Source organism: Mycolicibacter hiberniae (assembly GCF_010729485.1).
GTDB lineage: Bacteria > Actinomycetota > Actinomycetes > Mycobacteriales > Mycobacteriaceae > Mycobacterium > Mycobacterium hiberniae.
The window spans coordinates 285196-298704 of sequence record NZ_AP022609.1 but is presented as its reverse complement, the minus strand read 5'-3'; the positions used below and the strand labels follow the sequence as shown (position 1 = coordinate 298704).

At 69.1% G+C, this 13509-nt stretch carries 16 protein-coding genes; 8 read left to right on the top strand and 8 right to left on the bottom strand.

The window, feature by feature from the left end; translation table 11 throughout:
- Positions 1 to 1044 (bottom strand): AurF N-oxygenase family protein, encoded by a 1044-nt coding sequence (locus G6N14_RS01470; RefSeq protein WP_085134981.1) that lies wholly within the window; start codon positions 1042 to 1044, stop codon positions 1 to 3.
- 186 nt (positions 1045 to 1230) lie between these two features.
- Between G6N14_RS01470 and serC the strand changes: the two genes are divergently transcribed.
- Both serC and sepH read left to right on the top strand, forming a co-directional pair.
- Complete coding sequence (serC, locus tag G6N14_RS01465; RefSeq protein ID WP_085134980.1) at positions 1231 to 2349, top strand: phosphoserine transaminase; 1119 nt, start codon at positions 1231 to 1233, stop codon at positions 2347 to 2349.
- A 148-nt stretch (positions 2350 to 2497) separates the two neighbouring features.
- Positions 2498 to 3274 carry a septation protein SepH gene (sepH, locus tag G6N14_RS01460; RefSeq protein WP_085134979.1) on the top strand — a complete coding sequence of 259 codons (777 nt, stop codon included), beginning with the start codon at positions 2498 to 2500 and terminating at the stop codon, positions 3272 to 3274.
- Here sepH and G6N14_RS01455 read toward each other — a convergent pair.
- Positions 3265 to 3540 carry a DUF2537 domain-containing protein gene (locus G6N14_RS01455; RefSeq protein ID WP_085134978.1) on the bottom strand — a complete coding sequence of 92 codons (276 nt, stop codon included), beginning with the start codon at positions 3538 to 3540 and terminating at the stop codon, positions 3265 to 3267. The genes sepH and G6N14_RS01455 overlap by 10 nt on opposite strands.
- Complete coding sequence (locus G6N14_RS01450) at positions 3537 to 4370, bottom strand: TrmH family RNA methyltransferase (protein ID WP_085134977.1); 834 nt, start codon at positions 4368 to 4370, stop codon at positions 3537 to 3539. The genes G6N14_RS01455 and G6N14_RS01450 overlap by 4 nt, the downstream gene beginning before the upstream one ends.
- A gap of 39 nt (positions 4371 to 4409) precedes the next feature.
- On the opposite strand from G6N14_RS01450, the gene G6N14_RS01445 reads away from it, so the two are divergent.
- The 3 genes from G6N14_RS01445 to G6N14_RS01435 are packed head-to-tail and all read left to right on the top strand — an operon-like array spanning position 4410 to position 5787.
- Positions 4410 to 4676: a DUF2530 domain-containing protein gene (locus tag G6N14_RS01445; protein WP_085134976.1), complete on the top strand. Its 267-nt coding sequence runs from the start codon at positions 4410 to 4412 to the stop codon at positions 4674 to 4676.
- A gap of 23 nt (positions 4677 to 4699) precedes the next feature.
- Positions 4700 to 5158, top strand: coding sequence for an SRPBCC family protein (locus tag G6N14_RS01440; RefSeq protein ID WP_085134975.1), 459 nt, complete (start codon positions 4700 to 4702; stop codon positions 5156 to 5158).
- A gap of 44 nt (positions 5159 to 5202) precedes the next feature.
- Complete coding sequence (locus tag G6N14_RS01435; RefSeq protein WP_085134974.1) at positions 5203 to 5787, top strand: hypothetical protein; 585 nt, start codon at positions 5203 to 5205, stop codon at positions 5785 to 5787.
- On the opposite strand, the gene G6N14_RS01430 is transcribed toward G6N14_RS01435, so the two are convergent.
- Entirely contained in the window at positions 5784 to 6773 is a 990-nt protein-coding gene (locus G6N14_RS01430) for a DUF3027 domain-containing protein (protein WP_085135084.1), read from the bottom strand. The two genes, G6N14_RS01435 and G6N14_RS01430, sit on opposite strands and share 4 nt — an antisense overlap.
- A gap of 281 nt (positions 6774 to 7054) precedes the next feature.
- Between G6N14_RS01430 and G6N14_RS01425 the strand changes: the two genes are divergently transcribed.
- Both G6N14_RS01425 and G6N14_RS01420 read left to right on the top strand, forming a co-directional pair.
- Positions 7055 to 8638: an MFS transporter gene (locus G6N14_RS01425; protein WP_109559746.1), complete on the top strand. Its 1584-nt coding sequence runs from the start codon at positions 7055 to 7057 to the stop codon at positions 8636 to 8638.
- Between the two features lie 7 nt (positions 8639 to 8645).
- The gene (locus G6N14_RS01420; protein WP_234808844.1) at positions 8646 to 9155 is read left to right on the top strand and encodes a DUF2771 domain-containing protein; all 510 of its coding nucleotides are present in this window, start codon (positions 8646 to 8648) and stop codon (positions 9153 to 9155) included.
- Positions 9156 to 9189: 34 nt separating this feature from the next.
- On the opposite strand, the gene G6N14_RS01415 is transcribed toward G6N14_RS01420, so the two are convergent.
- From G6N14_RS01415 to G6N14_RS01400, 4 genes are all read right to left on the bottom strand, one after another.
- Positions 9190 to 10212, bottom strand: coding sequence for a glutathione S-transferase family protein (locus tag G6N14_RS01415; protein ID WP_085135082.1), 1023 nt, complete (start codon positions 10210 to 10212; stop codon positions 9190 to 9192).
- Positions 10213 to 10260: 48 nt separating this feature from the next.
- Positions 10261 to 10914 carry a sterol desaturase family protein gene (locus tag G6N14_RS01410; protein ID WP_085134972.1) on the bottom strand — a complete coding sequence of 218 codons (654 nt, stop codon included), beginning with the start codon at positions 10912 to 10914 and terminating at the stop codon, positions 10261 to 10263.
- A complete protein-coding gene (locus G6N14_RS01405) occupies positions 10911 to 11633 on the bottom strand; it encodes a FadR/GntR family transcriptional regulator (RefSeq protein ID WP_085134971.1) in 723 nt (240 codons plus the stop codon). Before G6N14_RS01405 ends, G6N14_RS01410 begins: the two co-directional genes overlap by 4 nt.
- Positions 11634 to 11751: 118 nt before the next feature.
- On the bottom strand, positions 11752 to 12162 hold the full coding sequence (locus tag G6N14_RS01400) for a cold-shock protein (RefSeq protein WP_085134970.1): 411 nt from the start codon (positions 12160 to 12162) through the stop codon (positions 11752 to 11754).
- A gap of 333 nt (positions 12163 to 12495) precedes the next feature.
- On the opposite strand from G6N14_RS01400, the gene moaA reads away from it, so the two are divergent.
- On the top strand, positions 12496 to 13509 hold the full coding sequence (gene moaA, locus G6N14_RS01395) for a GTP 3',8-cyclase MoaA (RefSeq protein ID WP_234808856.1): 1014 nt from the start codon (positions 12496 to 12498) through the stop codon (positions 13507 to 13509).

Below are 13509 nucleotides of genomic sequence, written 5' to 3'. Positions count from 1 at the left end.
CTACGCGACCGAGGCCGAGGCCACCGGGGTGAGGTGTTTGCGCTGCGGCTGGCTGCGGAACCTCGACGGTGCACCGTTGATGCGGCAGATCCGCCAGACCAGTTTGGCCGCTGGGTTCATCAGACCGGTGTCGTGGCAGAGCATCCGGACGTCGCCGAACATGTCCTGCAGCATCTGGCGGGCTTCTACCGAGCGGAAGAAGATGTCCTTGCGCACCTCGCGCGGGATGTCGAACTCGCTCCAGAAAGCCTTGGGCGGCACCACGATCGCCGAGCACAGAATTCGCATCACGATCGGCACGTACAGCGACAGCGCGAACCGCTGACGGCGCGGCAGATGCGGGATGCGCTTGCGCAGGTATTCATGAGCGAAGGAGATGTGCCGCGCCTCCTCAGCCACGTGGATGGCCATCACCCGCTCCATGATCGGGTGCAGGGTCTTGCCTTCGCGCAGGATGCTCTTCTGGATGTGGTCGATGGGCTCCTCGCCGGCGAGAATGCCGAACCAGAACGGGATGGGCGCCGGTCCGGCAACCAGCGGGATCACCGGCTGGACCCACTTGAGCAGTCGCGGCATCCCGGGAACGTCGGCACCGATGTGGTTGACCATCTCCTGGAACATCATGGTGTGGTTGCACTCTTCGACCGCCTCGTGCAGGCAGTAGCGGTACTCAGGTGAACCGTTAGGCACCCAGAACGCGTACTCCATCAGGCCGCGGATCAGGATGGATTCGAAGTGCAGGCCCACCTTGGCGACGTTGGCCTGGCGCCACATGCCGATCTTGATCTGCACGTCCTGCGGCTGCTCCTGGTACCACCGGTGCCGGCCGATCGGGTCGGTGGCCGGCAACACCCAGCGCGGGTCGTTGTCGGTGACCTTGAACTCAGGGCTGTCCCAGTCGATGTCGGTGTAGGGATTGAAGTTCCGGCGCACCGAACCTTCCGACAGGGTGTTGAGCGTCTCGACGTATGCCGGGTCGTCGGTCACTTCCATGTTGGCTCGCCACCGGCGCACGATCCGGGTTCGGGCTGCTTTCTGAGCCATCGGAGAAACCTCCACCAATCGTTTACATTTGCTGGGCGTATGTATAACGGTACCGCAGGTATCGGTTACCCGTCCAGGGTTGAGCCCAACCCTGTGGGCGTGACAGGTGTCAAGCGCCACAAGTGATCTGTGTCACAGTAAACCTGCGATGCAGCAGGGCAGAGCCCGCTGTCTACGCTGGAGCCCATGGCTGAACAGCTCACAATCCCGGGAACCATCAAGCCCGCCGACGGACGGTTCGGCTGCGGGCCGTCGAAGGTCCGCCCCGAGCAGTTGAACGCGCTGGTCACCACGGCCGCGCCGTTGTTCGGCACCTCGCACCGACAGGCCCCGGTCAAAGACCTCGTCGGCCGCGTCCGCTCCGGCTTGCGCGAGCTGTTCTCAGTCCCCGACGACTACGAAGTGGTCCTGGGCAACGGCGGATCCACGGCCTTCTGGGACGCGGCGGCGTTCGGCCTGGTGGACAAGCGGTCGCTGCACCTGACCTACGGCGAGTTCAGCGCGAAGTTCGCCTCGGCGGTGGCGAAGAACCCGTTCGTGGGTGACCCGATCATCATCAAAGCCGACGCGGGCAGCGCCCCCGAACCGCAGTCCGACCCGTCGGTCGATGTGATCGCCTGGGCGCACAATGAGACCTCCACCGGTGTGGCGGTGCCGGTGCGCCGCCCCGCCGGCGCCGGCGACGCCTTGATCGTGATCGACGCGACCTCGGGCGCCGGCGGGTTGCCGGTCGACATCACCGAGGCCGACGCCTACTACTTCGCCCCGCAGAAGAACTTCGCCTCCGACGGCGGGTTGTGGCTGGCCATCATGAGCCCGGCCGCGCTGGCGCGCATCGAGGCCATCGCGGCGTCCGGCCGCTGGGTGCCGGAGTTCCTGTCGCTGCCGATCGCGGTGGACAACAGCACCAAGAACCAGACCTACAACACCCCGGCGATCGCCACCCTGGCGCTGCTGGCCGAACAGTTGGACTGGATGCTGGGCAACGGCGGATTGGACTGGGCGGTCAAGCGCACCGCGGACTCGGCGCAACGGCTCTACTCGTGGGCCGAGGAACGGCCGTTCACCACGCCCTTCGTCGCCGACCCGGCACTGCGCTCGCAGGTGGTGGGCACCATCGACTTCGTCGACGAGGTCGATGCCGCGGCGGTCGCCAAGGTGCTGCGGGCCAACGGCATCGTCGACACCGAGCCCTACCGCAAGCTGGGCCGCAACCAGCTGCGTGTCGCGATGTTCCCGGCGGTGGAGCCCGACGACGTGAGCGCCCTGACCGAGTGCGTGGACTGGGTGGTCGAGCGCCTCTGAGCGCACTTGCGCACAGAGTGCGGACCACGGCGGCCCCGCCGCTTTCCCACGCCCGTGATCGGATCGTTATAACGCCGGTGTGTCACGCCGGACCGGGCTGCCGACTGGACTAGAGTCCGCAGGTAACCGGCGTTCGCAAGGAGAAGTCATGCGGGAACTGAGGGCCATCGGCCTCGACGTCGACGGCAACCACATCATCTGCGAAAGCGCCGGCGACGGCGAGGACCACACCGAGATGTTCCGGGTGCGCATCGATGACCGGTTGCGCGGCGCGGTCCGCGGCGAGGGCCACCGGGTGGGAAAGAACACGGCCGATGCGGCCAGCAGCATGCTGCGCCCCAAGGACATCCAGGCCCGGATCCGGGCCGGGGCTTCCGTCGAACAGGTGGCTGCCGCGGCCGGGGTCGACGTGGCCCGGGTTGAGCGCTTCGCCCACCCCGTGCTGCTCGAGCGGTCCCGGGCCGCCGAACTTGCCGCCGCCGCCCACCCGGTGCTGGCCGACGGCCCGGCGGTCTCGACCCTGCTGGAGGTCGTCACCTCCGCGCTGCTGTCGCGGGGCCTGAGCTCCAACAGCACCAATTGGGACGCGTGGCGCAACGACGACGGGCGCTGGACGGTACAGCTGGCATGGAAGGCGGGGCGCTCGGACAACGTCGCCCACTTCCGGTTCGCTCCGGGCGCACACGGCGGAACGGTCACCGCCGTCGACGACGCGGCCATGGGGCTGATCGACCCCGACTTCGACCGTCCGCTGCGGCCGGTCGCCGCGGTCGCGGCGCTGGACTTCCAGGAGCCGTCCGCCCCCGCGGAGGTCGATGAGGAACCGGTCCAGCAGCGTTCGGGCAGCCGCGCCCGCCGCAGCAAGCCCCCGGTACCGGGGTGGGAGGACGTCCTGCTCGGGGTCCGTTCGACCGGTCAGCGCTGAACGACCAGCACCACCAGCGCCACCCACCCGCTCAACACCCCTAACCCGGCGCCCAGCGCCAGCCATCGCAGCACCGGCGTGCCCCGCCAGCCCCACACGGTCGGAGCCAGGCCGCCCACCGCGACCACGTTGAGCACCACCGCCACCGCCGGGTGCACCCGGAGCAGGCCCAGCGTCAAGACCGCGATCGCGGTGCCGGTCACCGCCGCGGCGAATGCGGCCACGGTCAGACCCGTCCCCCACGGCGTACGCGGTCTGGAGGTCATTGCGCCAGCCTGCTGCGCTCGTAGAACGCCAGCGCCGCCGCCGTTGCGACGTTGAGGGAGTCGGTTCCCCGCGACATCGGGATGCGGACCCGTATGTCGCTGGCGCGCATCGCCCGCTCTGACAGGCCCGGCCCCTCCGCTCCGACCAGCACCGCCACCCGCTCGTCGCGCAGCGTGGTCATGGCACTGGACAGCACCGCCGCGCCCGGGTCGGGCGTCATCGCCAGCAACCGGAATCCCCGCTCGCGCAGCATCGCCAGGTCTGCCGGCCAGTCCGCCGAGCGGGCGAACGGCACCAGCAGAGCATGCCCCATCGAGACCCGCACCGAACGCCGGTAGAGCGGGTCGGCGCAGCCGCTGCCGAACACCACCGCGTCCACGCCCAAGCCCGCGCCGTTGCGGAAGATCGACCCCAGGTTCTCGTGATCGTTCACGCCCTCGAGTACCGCGATGGTCCGCGCGCCCGCCACCAGCTCGGCCACCGGCGGTTCGGGCACCCGCGATGCCGCGGCCAGCACACCCCGGTTGAGGTGAAACCCCACCACCTCGGCCATCACCTCTGCCGACACCCGATAGAACGGGACGTCGGGGGCGTCGGCGCCGGTCAGGTCAGCGCTCAGCTCGGTCAACCGGCGGTCGGTGCCCAGCAGCGCCCGCGGGGTGAACCGCGAGGCCAGCATCCGCTGCACCACCAGCACCCCTTCGGCGATCACCAGCCCCTTGCCCGACGGCAGGTCTGGGCGGCGATCAATGCTGTTGAGGTCGCGGAAGTCATCCAGCCGAGCATCGCGCGGGTCGTCGATATCGACAACATCAACGACCCTGGTCACTGCGCGCACTTTACCGGCGAGGCGCTAACGTCAACGGCGATGACCCCTCCACACTCCCCCGAGCCACCCCCGCTGCCGACCGCGCTGCTACGCGTGTGGCCGGTGATCGGCGCCGGATTCGTCGGCTTCTGCTGCGCCACGCTCGCCGCGTTCACGGTGCCCGCCCTGGAGGGCTGGCGATCGGTGAGCGTGGGGGGTCTGGGCGTCGGGTTGATCGGCACCACCGTCTTTCTGGTGCAGCGTGCGGCGGCGCGCCGCGGCTCGCGTGGAGCGCAAACCGGACTGGAACACGAAATAGAGTTGTGAACCGACAATCGAGGAGGAATGCTATGGCGGCTCCACTGCTGACGGCACAGATCGACATCAACGCGCCGGTTGCCAAGGTCTGGGCACTGATCTCGGACTTCCGGCGGATGCCCGAGTGGAGCCCGCAGTGCAGGTGGATGAAGCCACTGGGCGCGGTACGCCCGGGCACCCGCACCATCAACTTCAACCGGCGCGGCCGGATGTACTGGCCCACCACCTCCGTCATCACCGAATACGCCCCCGAGCGCAAGCTGGCTTTCCGCGTCAGCGAGAACCGCACCGTGTGGAGCTATGAGCTCGAGCCGACCGCGGCAGGGACGCGGGTCGTGGAGAGTCGGCACGTCGACAACGGCGAAACCACCGCAGTCTCGGCGTTTTTGGTGGGCAAGTTCATGGGCGGGACTCCCTCTTTCGAGCAGGAGCTGGTCGAGGGCATGAACGCCTCGCTGGCCAAGATCAAGGCCGCGGCAGAACGCAGCTGACGGCGGGGCAGCGGAGTGATGACCGTCGGAACTGGGAGGAATCCATGGACTCGGTGAAATCCGGAACTGGGCTGCTCGCGGCCACGGCCTTACTGGCCGCCGGCCTGACCCCCGTGGCGGCATCACTTGAGGCCACCAGCCGGCCCCTGCCGGTGGTATCGGCGCAGGTGGCGCTGGCCGGCAATGCGGTGGCTGACAGCTTCGATGCGCTGGCGGGATTCGACCTGACCGCCGTCGCCGAGGAGCTCAACATCCCGGGCGGCGCCGATCTGCTCGAACTGCTGCCGGGCGACACCAACCTGTACGACCTCCTGCCCGGCGCGGCCGACGCGTTCGACGTGCCGGGCGCCGCCGCCGCGTTCGACTTCGTCGGCCTGTTCAACGCCGAGGTGGCGGCCGCCGTGGGGCTGTTCAACCGCTTCATCAGCCTGCCGTTCACGCTGTACAACGACGTCGAGAACCTGATCACCAGCCTGCTCAACCTGGACTTCGGGATGGCGTTCAGTCAGGCGGTCAGCATCCCGCTGGACATCGTCAACTACGTGGTGGGGCTGCCTGGAGCCGTGATCGGCACCGTGTTCAACATGGCCTTGGTGCTGCCGGGCGAATACCTGTTCAACTTCGGTTAGGGCGTCTGCGGCTCGTCCGGCTCGCCCGGGTTTTCCGCGGCGTCGCCGACGGGAGCCTCCGTGGCCTCACCGGCGTCGAGGGCGGCTGCGGTAGCCGCCTCCGCGGCTTCACCCACGGCAGCGTCCACCTCGGGTTCGCCCGCAGCTGGCTCGGAAGCCGCGTCGGCGTCGGCTTCAACCGGAGCGTCGGTTTCAACCGGAACGTCGGTCGGCGCTTCGCCGACGGCGTCTTGCTCGGCTGCGGCCTCGTCCACCGTCTCAGCCGGATCGGCGGTCGAAACCGCAGTGGCGTCGACGACCTCCAGCACACCGTCGTCGAAAGGCTCATACGCCGGGGAACCGGTTCCCGCGGGCGCCGGGGTGTCGCTGTGCGCGCCGCAGCCGTACCGGTTGTCAACCACATGTCCGTCGGCGGACATCTCGTTGCCGCAGACACCGAACACGGTGCCCAGCTCGCCGGCGAGCGGCAGATAGAAGCCACAGTCGCGGCAGATCCGCTTGGTGGAGCGCGCCATCGCCGAATCCGGCCCGTACTCCCCGTCGTGCCAGCGCTGCGCTGCCTCGGCGCGGCCCACCGGACTCATCAGCCAGCGTCGGCCCAGGCCGATCTCGCCGGCGACCTCGTCGAGCTGCGGGTCGCCGCTGGAGGTGTAGCCGGGCACCAGGCGCGGGTCGTCGGCCTGCGGTGCCAGCAGGTCGCCCGGTCCCAGATCGCCCGGCCGGACGCGCTGGTCCCACGGCACCCACTCGGGAGCCAGCAGGGCCGCCGGCCCGGGCACCAGGACCACCTCGCTGATCGTGGGCCGGACGGCGCCGGGAACGGCGGCGACGACGACGGCCCACTGCCAGCCCTGGTAGCCGGGCAGCAGTGCCCGGAACCGGTGGGTGGCCGCACTGGCGTCCTCGTAGTCGACGCCCAAATGCTCACCGACGGTATCGGCGCCGCTGAATTCAGCGACGGCCGAGCGTGCCTGTTCGACAGCCATGGCCAACACCGTGGGCACGGCGATGGTCGCAGTGTCTGATTCTGCGCTGGGTCCGGTCACGCGGGTCCCTTCCGTTCAATGACGTCCCTCATACTGCCGCAGCGCGGCTCAGTCAGCCACATGCAGGCACGACGACGGCCTGCGCGGGCAAGCGGCCGGCATAGGGAAGAATCGCGGATGTGTCTGCACGGCGGCGTGATCTTCCCGAACCGGGCCGGCGCCGTACGCCCCCGGCCGCCGGCGGCGGTGGGCGCAACGGCTCCGCCGGACAACATCCCGGCATGGCCAACTACCCCAGTAACCATACGGGTGACCAGCGCCGACGCCCGATGCCCAGTGCCAATCGCTACCTGCCACCGCTGCGCGAGCACACCGAGGGGCCGCGCGACCACCCGCCGTCGGGCGGTTCGCAGACCAGCGACCGGATCGGGGTCACCCGGGCCGCGGCGGCCCGCAGCCGCGAGATGGGCTCCCGGATGTACGGGCTGGTGCAGCGGGCCGCCACCGCCGACGGCGCCGACAAGTCCGGTCTGACCGCGCTGACCTGGCCGGTGGTGGCCAACTTCGCGGTGGACGCGGCGATGGCGGTGGCATTGGCCAACACCTTGTTCTTTGCGGCCGCGGCCGGCGAGAGCAAGGGGCGGGTGGCGCTGTACCTGCTGGTGACGATCGCGCCGTTCGCGGTGGTCGCGCCGCTGATCGGTCCCGCCTTGGACCGCGTCCAGCACGGCCGCCGCGCGGCGCTGGCCATGTCGTTCGCGCTGCGCACGGCGCTGGCCCTGGTGCTGATCGCCAATTACGACGGTGTCGCGGGAACATTCGGCTCCTGGGTGCTCTACCCCTGCGCGCTGGCAATGATGGCCCTGTCCAAGTCGTTCACGGTGTTGCGCAGCGCGGTGACGCCCCGGGTGATGCCACCGTCGATCGACCTGGTGCGGGTCAATTCCCGGCTGACGGTGTTCGGCCTGCTCGGCGGAACGATTGTGGGCGGCGGCGTCGCCGCGGGCGCGGAGTACGTCTTCAGCCGCCTGTTGCAGCTGCCGGGCGCGTTGTTGGTGCTCGTCGCGGTATCGGTGGCCGGCGCGGTGCTGTCGATGCGGATTCCGCGATGGGTGGAGGTGACCACCGGCGAGGTCCCGACCACGCTGAGCTATCGCTTCGACGAGCGGCGCCGTAGCTGGCCCGAACAGGTCCGGCGGGCCGGCGGGAGGCTGAGTCAACCGCTGCGGCAACCCCTGGGCCGCAACATCATCGCCGCGCTGTGGGGTAACTGCACCATCAAAGCCATGGTCGGGTTCCTGTTCCTGTACCCGGCCTTCGTCGCCAAACAGCACAACGCCGGCGGCTGGGTGCAGCTGGGCATCCTCGGGCTGATCGGGGCGGCGGCGGGTGTGGGCAACTTCGCCGGCAACTTCACCAGCGCACGTCTTCAACTCGGCCGCCCGGCGGTCCTGGTGGTGCGCTGCACCATGGCGGTGACTGCGGTCGCGCTGGCCGCGGCGGTGGCCGGAACCCTGGTGATGGCCGCGGTCGCCGCGCTGGTGACCTCCGGGGCGAGCGCCATCTCGAAGGCGTCGCTGGATGCCGCGCTCCAGGACGACCTGCCCGAAGAGTCGCGGGCGTCGGCGTTCGGCCGCACCGAGTCCACCCTGCAACTGGCCTGGGTGTTGGGTGGTGCGCTGGGGGTGCTGGTATACACCGACCTGTGGGTGGGCTTCACCGCGATCACCGCTCTGCTGATCCCGGGTCTGGCCCAGACCATCCTGTCGTTCCACGGCGACTCGTTGATTCCCGGCCTCGGGGGCAACCGGCCGGTGCTGATCGAGCAGGACGGTGCCCGCCTGGATGCGGCGAGACAGGAGTGATGTGCAGGTGAAGCGCTCGACGGTCGTCGCGGTGGCGGTCCTGGCGGTGGTGGCCGCGACGCTTGCCGGGTTGGGCACCTGGTGGTTCACCCGGGCCGAGGAGCCGACGCCGCCGCAGATCAGCGTGTTCTCCAACGGGCACCTCAGCCGGGTCGGCCCGTACCTGTACTGCAGCGTGCTCGACCTCGATGAGTGCCTGCTGACCGAGGAACGGGCCACCCTGCCGGTCGACTCGCGGCATCCGGTGCAGCTGTCGGTGGACACCACCATCGGCCGGGCGCCATGGCGGTTGTTGCGGCTCTACGACAACCCGGACGAATCCACCGGCAGGATGTATCCGCCGGGAAGCACGCTTGCGGTCACCATCCCCACTGTGGACCCGCAGCGCGGCCCGCTGCGCGGCCTGGTGGTGCAGCTGCTCACCCTGGTGGTGGACAGCAGCACCGGCGAACAGTTCGCGGTGCCGCACGCCGAATGGGCGGTCGGGATGCGCTGGAGCCGTCCGGCGCTGAGCTGATGCCGATACCCCTACCGGCGCCGGCTGCGCCGCGCTAACGGCCGGCGCTTGCCGGTTCAGTCCCGTGTCCGGCCGGCACCCGCTCTGCGGCAGACACCGGACCCGGCGGCGTTCCGTCCCCGAACGGCCTGCCGCCCAATGCTTCTCGTCCATGCGGCGACAGCCAATTAGCCAGATCCGGCCCGACGGGAACGATCTGCGACGGATTGATGTCGGCGTGCACGATGTAGTAGTGCTGTTTGATCTGGACGAAGTCGATGGTGTCGCCGAACCCGGGCGTCTGGAACAGATCCCGGGCATAGGCCCACAGCACCGGCATCTCGGAAAGCTTCTGCCGGTTGCACTTGAAATGACCGTGGTAGACCGGGTCGAACCGAGCCAGCGTGGTGAACAGTCGGACATCGGCCTCGGTGATGGTGTCCCCCACCAGATATCGCTGGCCGGCCAGTCGCTCGCTGACCCAGTCCAGCGCGCTGAACAGTCGGCCGTAGGCGGCGTCGTAGGCCTCCTGGGTGCCGGCGAAGCCGCACCGGTACACGCCGTTGTTGATTTCGGTGTAGATCTTTTTGCCCACCTCGTCGATCTCGTCGCGCAGCGATTCGGGATACAGCTGCGGAGCCCCCGGCCGGTGATAGGCCGTCCACTCGGTGGAGAAGTCCAAAGTCATCTGGGCGAAGTCGTTGGTCACCACCGCACCGGTGGGCACGTCGACCATCGCCGGGACGGTGATCCCCTTGGGATAGTGCGGAATGCGCCTGAAGTACGCGTCTTGCAGTCGCGGTATCCCCAGGACCGGGTCAACCCCACCCGGGTCCAGGTCGAAGGTCCAGCTGCGCTGATCGTGCGTGGGCCCGCAAAACCCGATGGAGATGGCGCTTTCCAGGCCGAGCAGGCGCCGCACGATGATCGCGCGATTGGCCCACGGGCAGGCCCGCGCGACGACCAACCGGTACCGGCCCGGCTCTACCGGATATCCGTCACGGCCATCGGCGGTGATACGGGTGGAGATGTAGGCGGTGTCGCGCATGAAATCGCCGCCGGCGAGGTAGCTGGCCATGCCTTCCAGAGTGCCATGGCCGGCCACCTGCTGCGGCCGCTACGGAGGTCAGCCGGTTGCCGTCGGCGCGTGCAGGTTTCGCACTGTCGGCGACGAGGGCACCTCGCGCGGGTCCGGGTAGGTGCCCAGCAGCCGGTCGGCGGTGCCGGCGGTTGTCACAGTGAACCAGTACCGCTCGTTCTTGAAGTGGTGATACCGGTGATTGCGCCAGACCCCACGGTAGATCGCGTGGCGGGGTTTGTAGTCGGTGTGCACCAGGTAGTGAATCCACTCGTAGAACACCAGGAACGTTGCGATGGTCAAGGCGAATGTCAGCCCTTTTCCGGGGTTGCCCAAGGCGATGAACGCCATGGGTGTCAAACCGGCGATGATCACGATCAGGCTGGGCCACGGGATGAAGATCAGCGGAATGTCGCGGGGGTCGCGGTGATGCCGGCGATGGTCGCGGGCCAGGCGCGAGTCGAATGTGACACCGGCCAGCGTGCGCGGCCGCCAGTGCAGGATGCCGGTATGGATCAACCATTCGCCGAGAGGCGAAAAAGCGACCAGCGCAACGGCAATAGCCGTATCGACGATCGACCAGCCGCCCACAGCCAGGCGCGCCGCCAGTAGGGCTGCGGCCCAGGTGACGAGCATCCAGGGAGTCGGGTGCCGGATGAACTCGGCGAATGCCTGCGGCAGGCCCTGTTGCTTGCGGGTCATCGCGGGCCCTCCAGCTGGGCGGTGAGTTCGGCGAACGCGGCGCTGCCCAGTGCGAGCAGCTGTTGTGCGATCCCCCGGGCGTCGTCCTGGTCCCCGGCGGCAATCGCCTCGGCGAGCGACCGATAGTGCGCAATATCGCCGACCTCAGCGGCCATCACATTGACGAGCACATCGAGGGCGGGGATGTAGACCTGCCGCAACGTGTTGAAAAGCAGCCGGAACGCAATGGATTCGGCGCCCTCGACGATGATTTCCCAGAAGCCGAGAGCCTGCCACATTCGGCGCAGGGGGTCGGGTTCGGCTGCCAACTCATCGACTGCGGCCCGCAGACGTAGGCGAGCGTCGTCGGTGACGCGCGCCGCCGCCAGGGCGGCCACTTGGGGGCCGATCACGGCGCGGGCCTCGATCACGCTGGCCAAGGTGTCCCGGTCGACGTCGCCGCCGTGCACCAGCAGCAGCGGCAGGACATCGAAGCCGGCCTCGGCACGAAAGTCGCGGACCACGGTCGACTCGCCCTGACGGACCTGGATGAGGCGCGCGCGGTCCAGCCGGCCCAGCGCTTCCCGGACGGCGGCCCGCGAGACGCCGAGCGCCTCGGACAGGGTCCGCTCGCTGGGCAGGGTCTCGCCGGGCGTCCGGTCGCCGGAGAGCACCTGCCCGGCAAGCTGGGCGAAGATCTCGTCGGGGATCGACTGGCGGGCGATCGGCTGCAGGCTCACAGCCCGGACACTAGCACCTTCATTGGCCGGAGGTCTGGTGGTCAGACCAGTTTGCCGAAACCGGGCCGACCGCACCGACACAACAGGTTGGCCGCGGCAGATCCGCGGCCCGCTGAGCTCAGGCGTCGAGCTCGCGGGCCACGGCCTTGACCACCTCGGAGATCTGCCGTGCGGTCTTACGGTCCGGGTAGCGCCCCTTGCGCAGCTCGGGCTGCACCGTGCCTTCCAGCAGGGTGATCATGTCCTCGACCATGCCGTGCAGCTCGTCGGGGGTGTGCCGGTGCTCGGCCGGAGCCGCCTCGCGGCGATTCCGGGACAGGGTCGGCGGCGGGTCGATCAGCTTCACCGTCAGCGCCTGCGGGCCGCGGCGGCCGGCCGCGACGCCGAACTCCACCCGCTGACCCGCCTTGAGACCCTCCACACCGGCTGGCAGGGCCGAGGCACGGACGTAGACGTCCTCACCTTCTTCCTGGGACAGGAAGCCGAAGCCCTTCTCGGCGTCGTACCACTTCACCTTGCCGGTCGGCACTGGTCTCACCTGCTTGTCTTGCTGATCACGGACTCAAGGACATAAAGGAAGCGTCCCGCCTGCGCAGGACGCGTCAGCAGCCGATCTTACTCGGACCGCGACCCACAAAACACCCAGGTTTACTCGGTAGGCTGACCAAGGCGCTGAACGAGATCTGGACCGCGCGCCGAAATCGATCCGGCCGCTCTCCGGCCGACGGAATCGGATACGGACATGACGTTGAGGCAACGGGATCGACGCACCCCGCCAGGGCAGGTGGCGGCCGAGGCACACCCGGACGCAGTCACCCGAAAGGCTTTCGACCAGGCCGTGCAACGCGCCGCCGCCACCGCGATGCCCACCTCCGGACCGTTGGTGGACTCCTTCGGCCGCGTCCACACCGACTTGCGGATATCGCTGACCGACCGCTGCAACCTGCGCTGCACTTACTGCATGCCCGCCGAAGGGCTGGACTGGATCCCCAGCACCCACCTGCTGTCCGACGCCGAGCTGATCCGGCTGATGCGGATCGGCGTCACCCGGCTGGGCATCACCGACATCCGGTTCACCGGCGGCGAACCGCTGCTTGCCCGGCACCTCGAAAGCGTGGTGGCCGGCGCCGCAGCACTACGGCCGCGCCCCGAGATCGCCCTGACCACCAACGGCCTGGGTCTGGCCCGGCGCGCCGGCGCCCTGGTGGCGGCCGGCCTGGACCGGATCAACGTGTCGCTGGACACCGTCGATCGCGCCCACTTCGCCGAGATCACGCGCCGCGACCGCCTGCCCCACGTGCTCGCCGGGCTCGACGCGGCCGCCCGGGCCGGCATGACACCCATCAAGGTCAATGCCGTCCTGGACCCCAAGATCACCGGTGACGACATCGTCAACCTGCTGCACTTCTGCCTGCAGCACGGCTACCAGCTGCGGGTCATCGAAATGATGCCGCTGGACGCCGACCACCGCTGGACCCGCGACGCCGGACTCGACGTCGACCAGGTTCTGGAGGCGGTGGGGGCGCGCTTCGCGCTGCGCCGCGACGCCAAGCCGCGCGGATCCGCGCCTGCCGAGCTGTGGCAGGTCCAGGAAGGCCCGGACACTCCCGCGGGCACGTTCGGAATCATCGCCTCGGTGTCACGCCCGTTCTGCGGCAGCTGCGACCGGACCCGGCTCACCGCCGACGGCCAGATCCGCAACTGCCTGTTCGCCACGGACGAGTCCGACCTGCGCGCCCTGCTGCGCAGCGGGGCGGACGACGACGCCATCGAGCAGGCGTGGCGTGCCGCGATGTGGCTCAAGAAGGCCGGCCACGGCATCAACGACCCGAACTTCATCCAGCCGGACCGGCCGATGAGCGCGATCGGGGGCTGA

Excerpts from the sequence above, each read along its gene's own strand:
- G6N14_RS01470 (WP_085134981.1), bottom strand. The coding sequence starts at position 1,044 with ATGGCTCAGAAAGCAGCCCGAACCCGGATCGTGCGCCGGTGGCGAGCC.
- serC (WP_085134980.1), top strand. The coding sequence starts at position 1,231 with ATGGCTGAACAGCTCACAATCCCGGGAACCATCAAGCCCGCCGACGGA.
- sepH (WP_085134979.1), top strand. The coding sequence starts at position 2,498 with ATGCGGGAACTGAGGGCCATCGGCCTCGACGTCGACGGCAACCACATC.
- G6N14_RS01455 (WP_085134978.1), bottom strand. The coding sequence starts at position 3,540 with ATGACCTCCAGACCGCGTACGCCGTGGGGGACGGGTCTGACCGTGGCC.
- G6N14_RS01445 (WP_085134976.1), top strand. The coding sequence starts at position 4,410 with ATGACCCCTCCACACTCCCCCGAGCCACCCCCGCTGCCGACCGCGCTG.
- G6N14_RS01440 (WP_085134975.1), top strand. The coding sequence starts at position 4,700 with ATGGCGGCTCCACTGCTGACGGCACAGATCGACATCAACGCGCCGGTT.
- G6N14_RS01435 (WP_085134974.1), top strand. The coding sequence starts at position 5,203 with ATGGACTCGGTGAAATCCGGAACTGGGCTGCTCGCGGCCACGGCCTTA.
- G6N14_RS01430 (WP_085135084.1), bottom strand. The coding sequence starts at position 6,773 with ATGGCTGTCGAACAGGCACGCTCGGCCGTCGCTGAATTCAGCGGCGCC.
- G6N14_RS01425 (WP_109559746.1), top strand. The coding sequence starts at position 7,055 with ATGGCCAACTACCCCAGTAACCATACGGGTGACCAGCGCCGACGCCCG.
- G6N14_RS01415 (WP_085135082.1), bottom strand. The coding sequence starts at position 10,212 with ATGGCCAGCTACCTCGCCGGCGGCGATTTCATGCGCGACACCGCCTAC.
- G6N14_RS01410 (WP_085134972.1), bottom strand. The coding sequence starts at position 10,914 with ATGACCCGCAAGCAACAGGGCCTGCCGCAGGCATTCGCCGAGTTCATC.
- moaA (WP_234808856.1), top strand. The coding sequence starts at position 12,496 with ATGCCCACCTCCGGACCGTTGGTGGACTCCTTCGGCCGCGTCCACACC.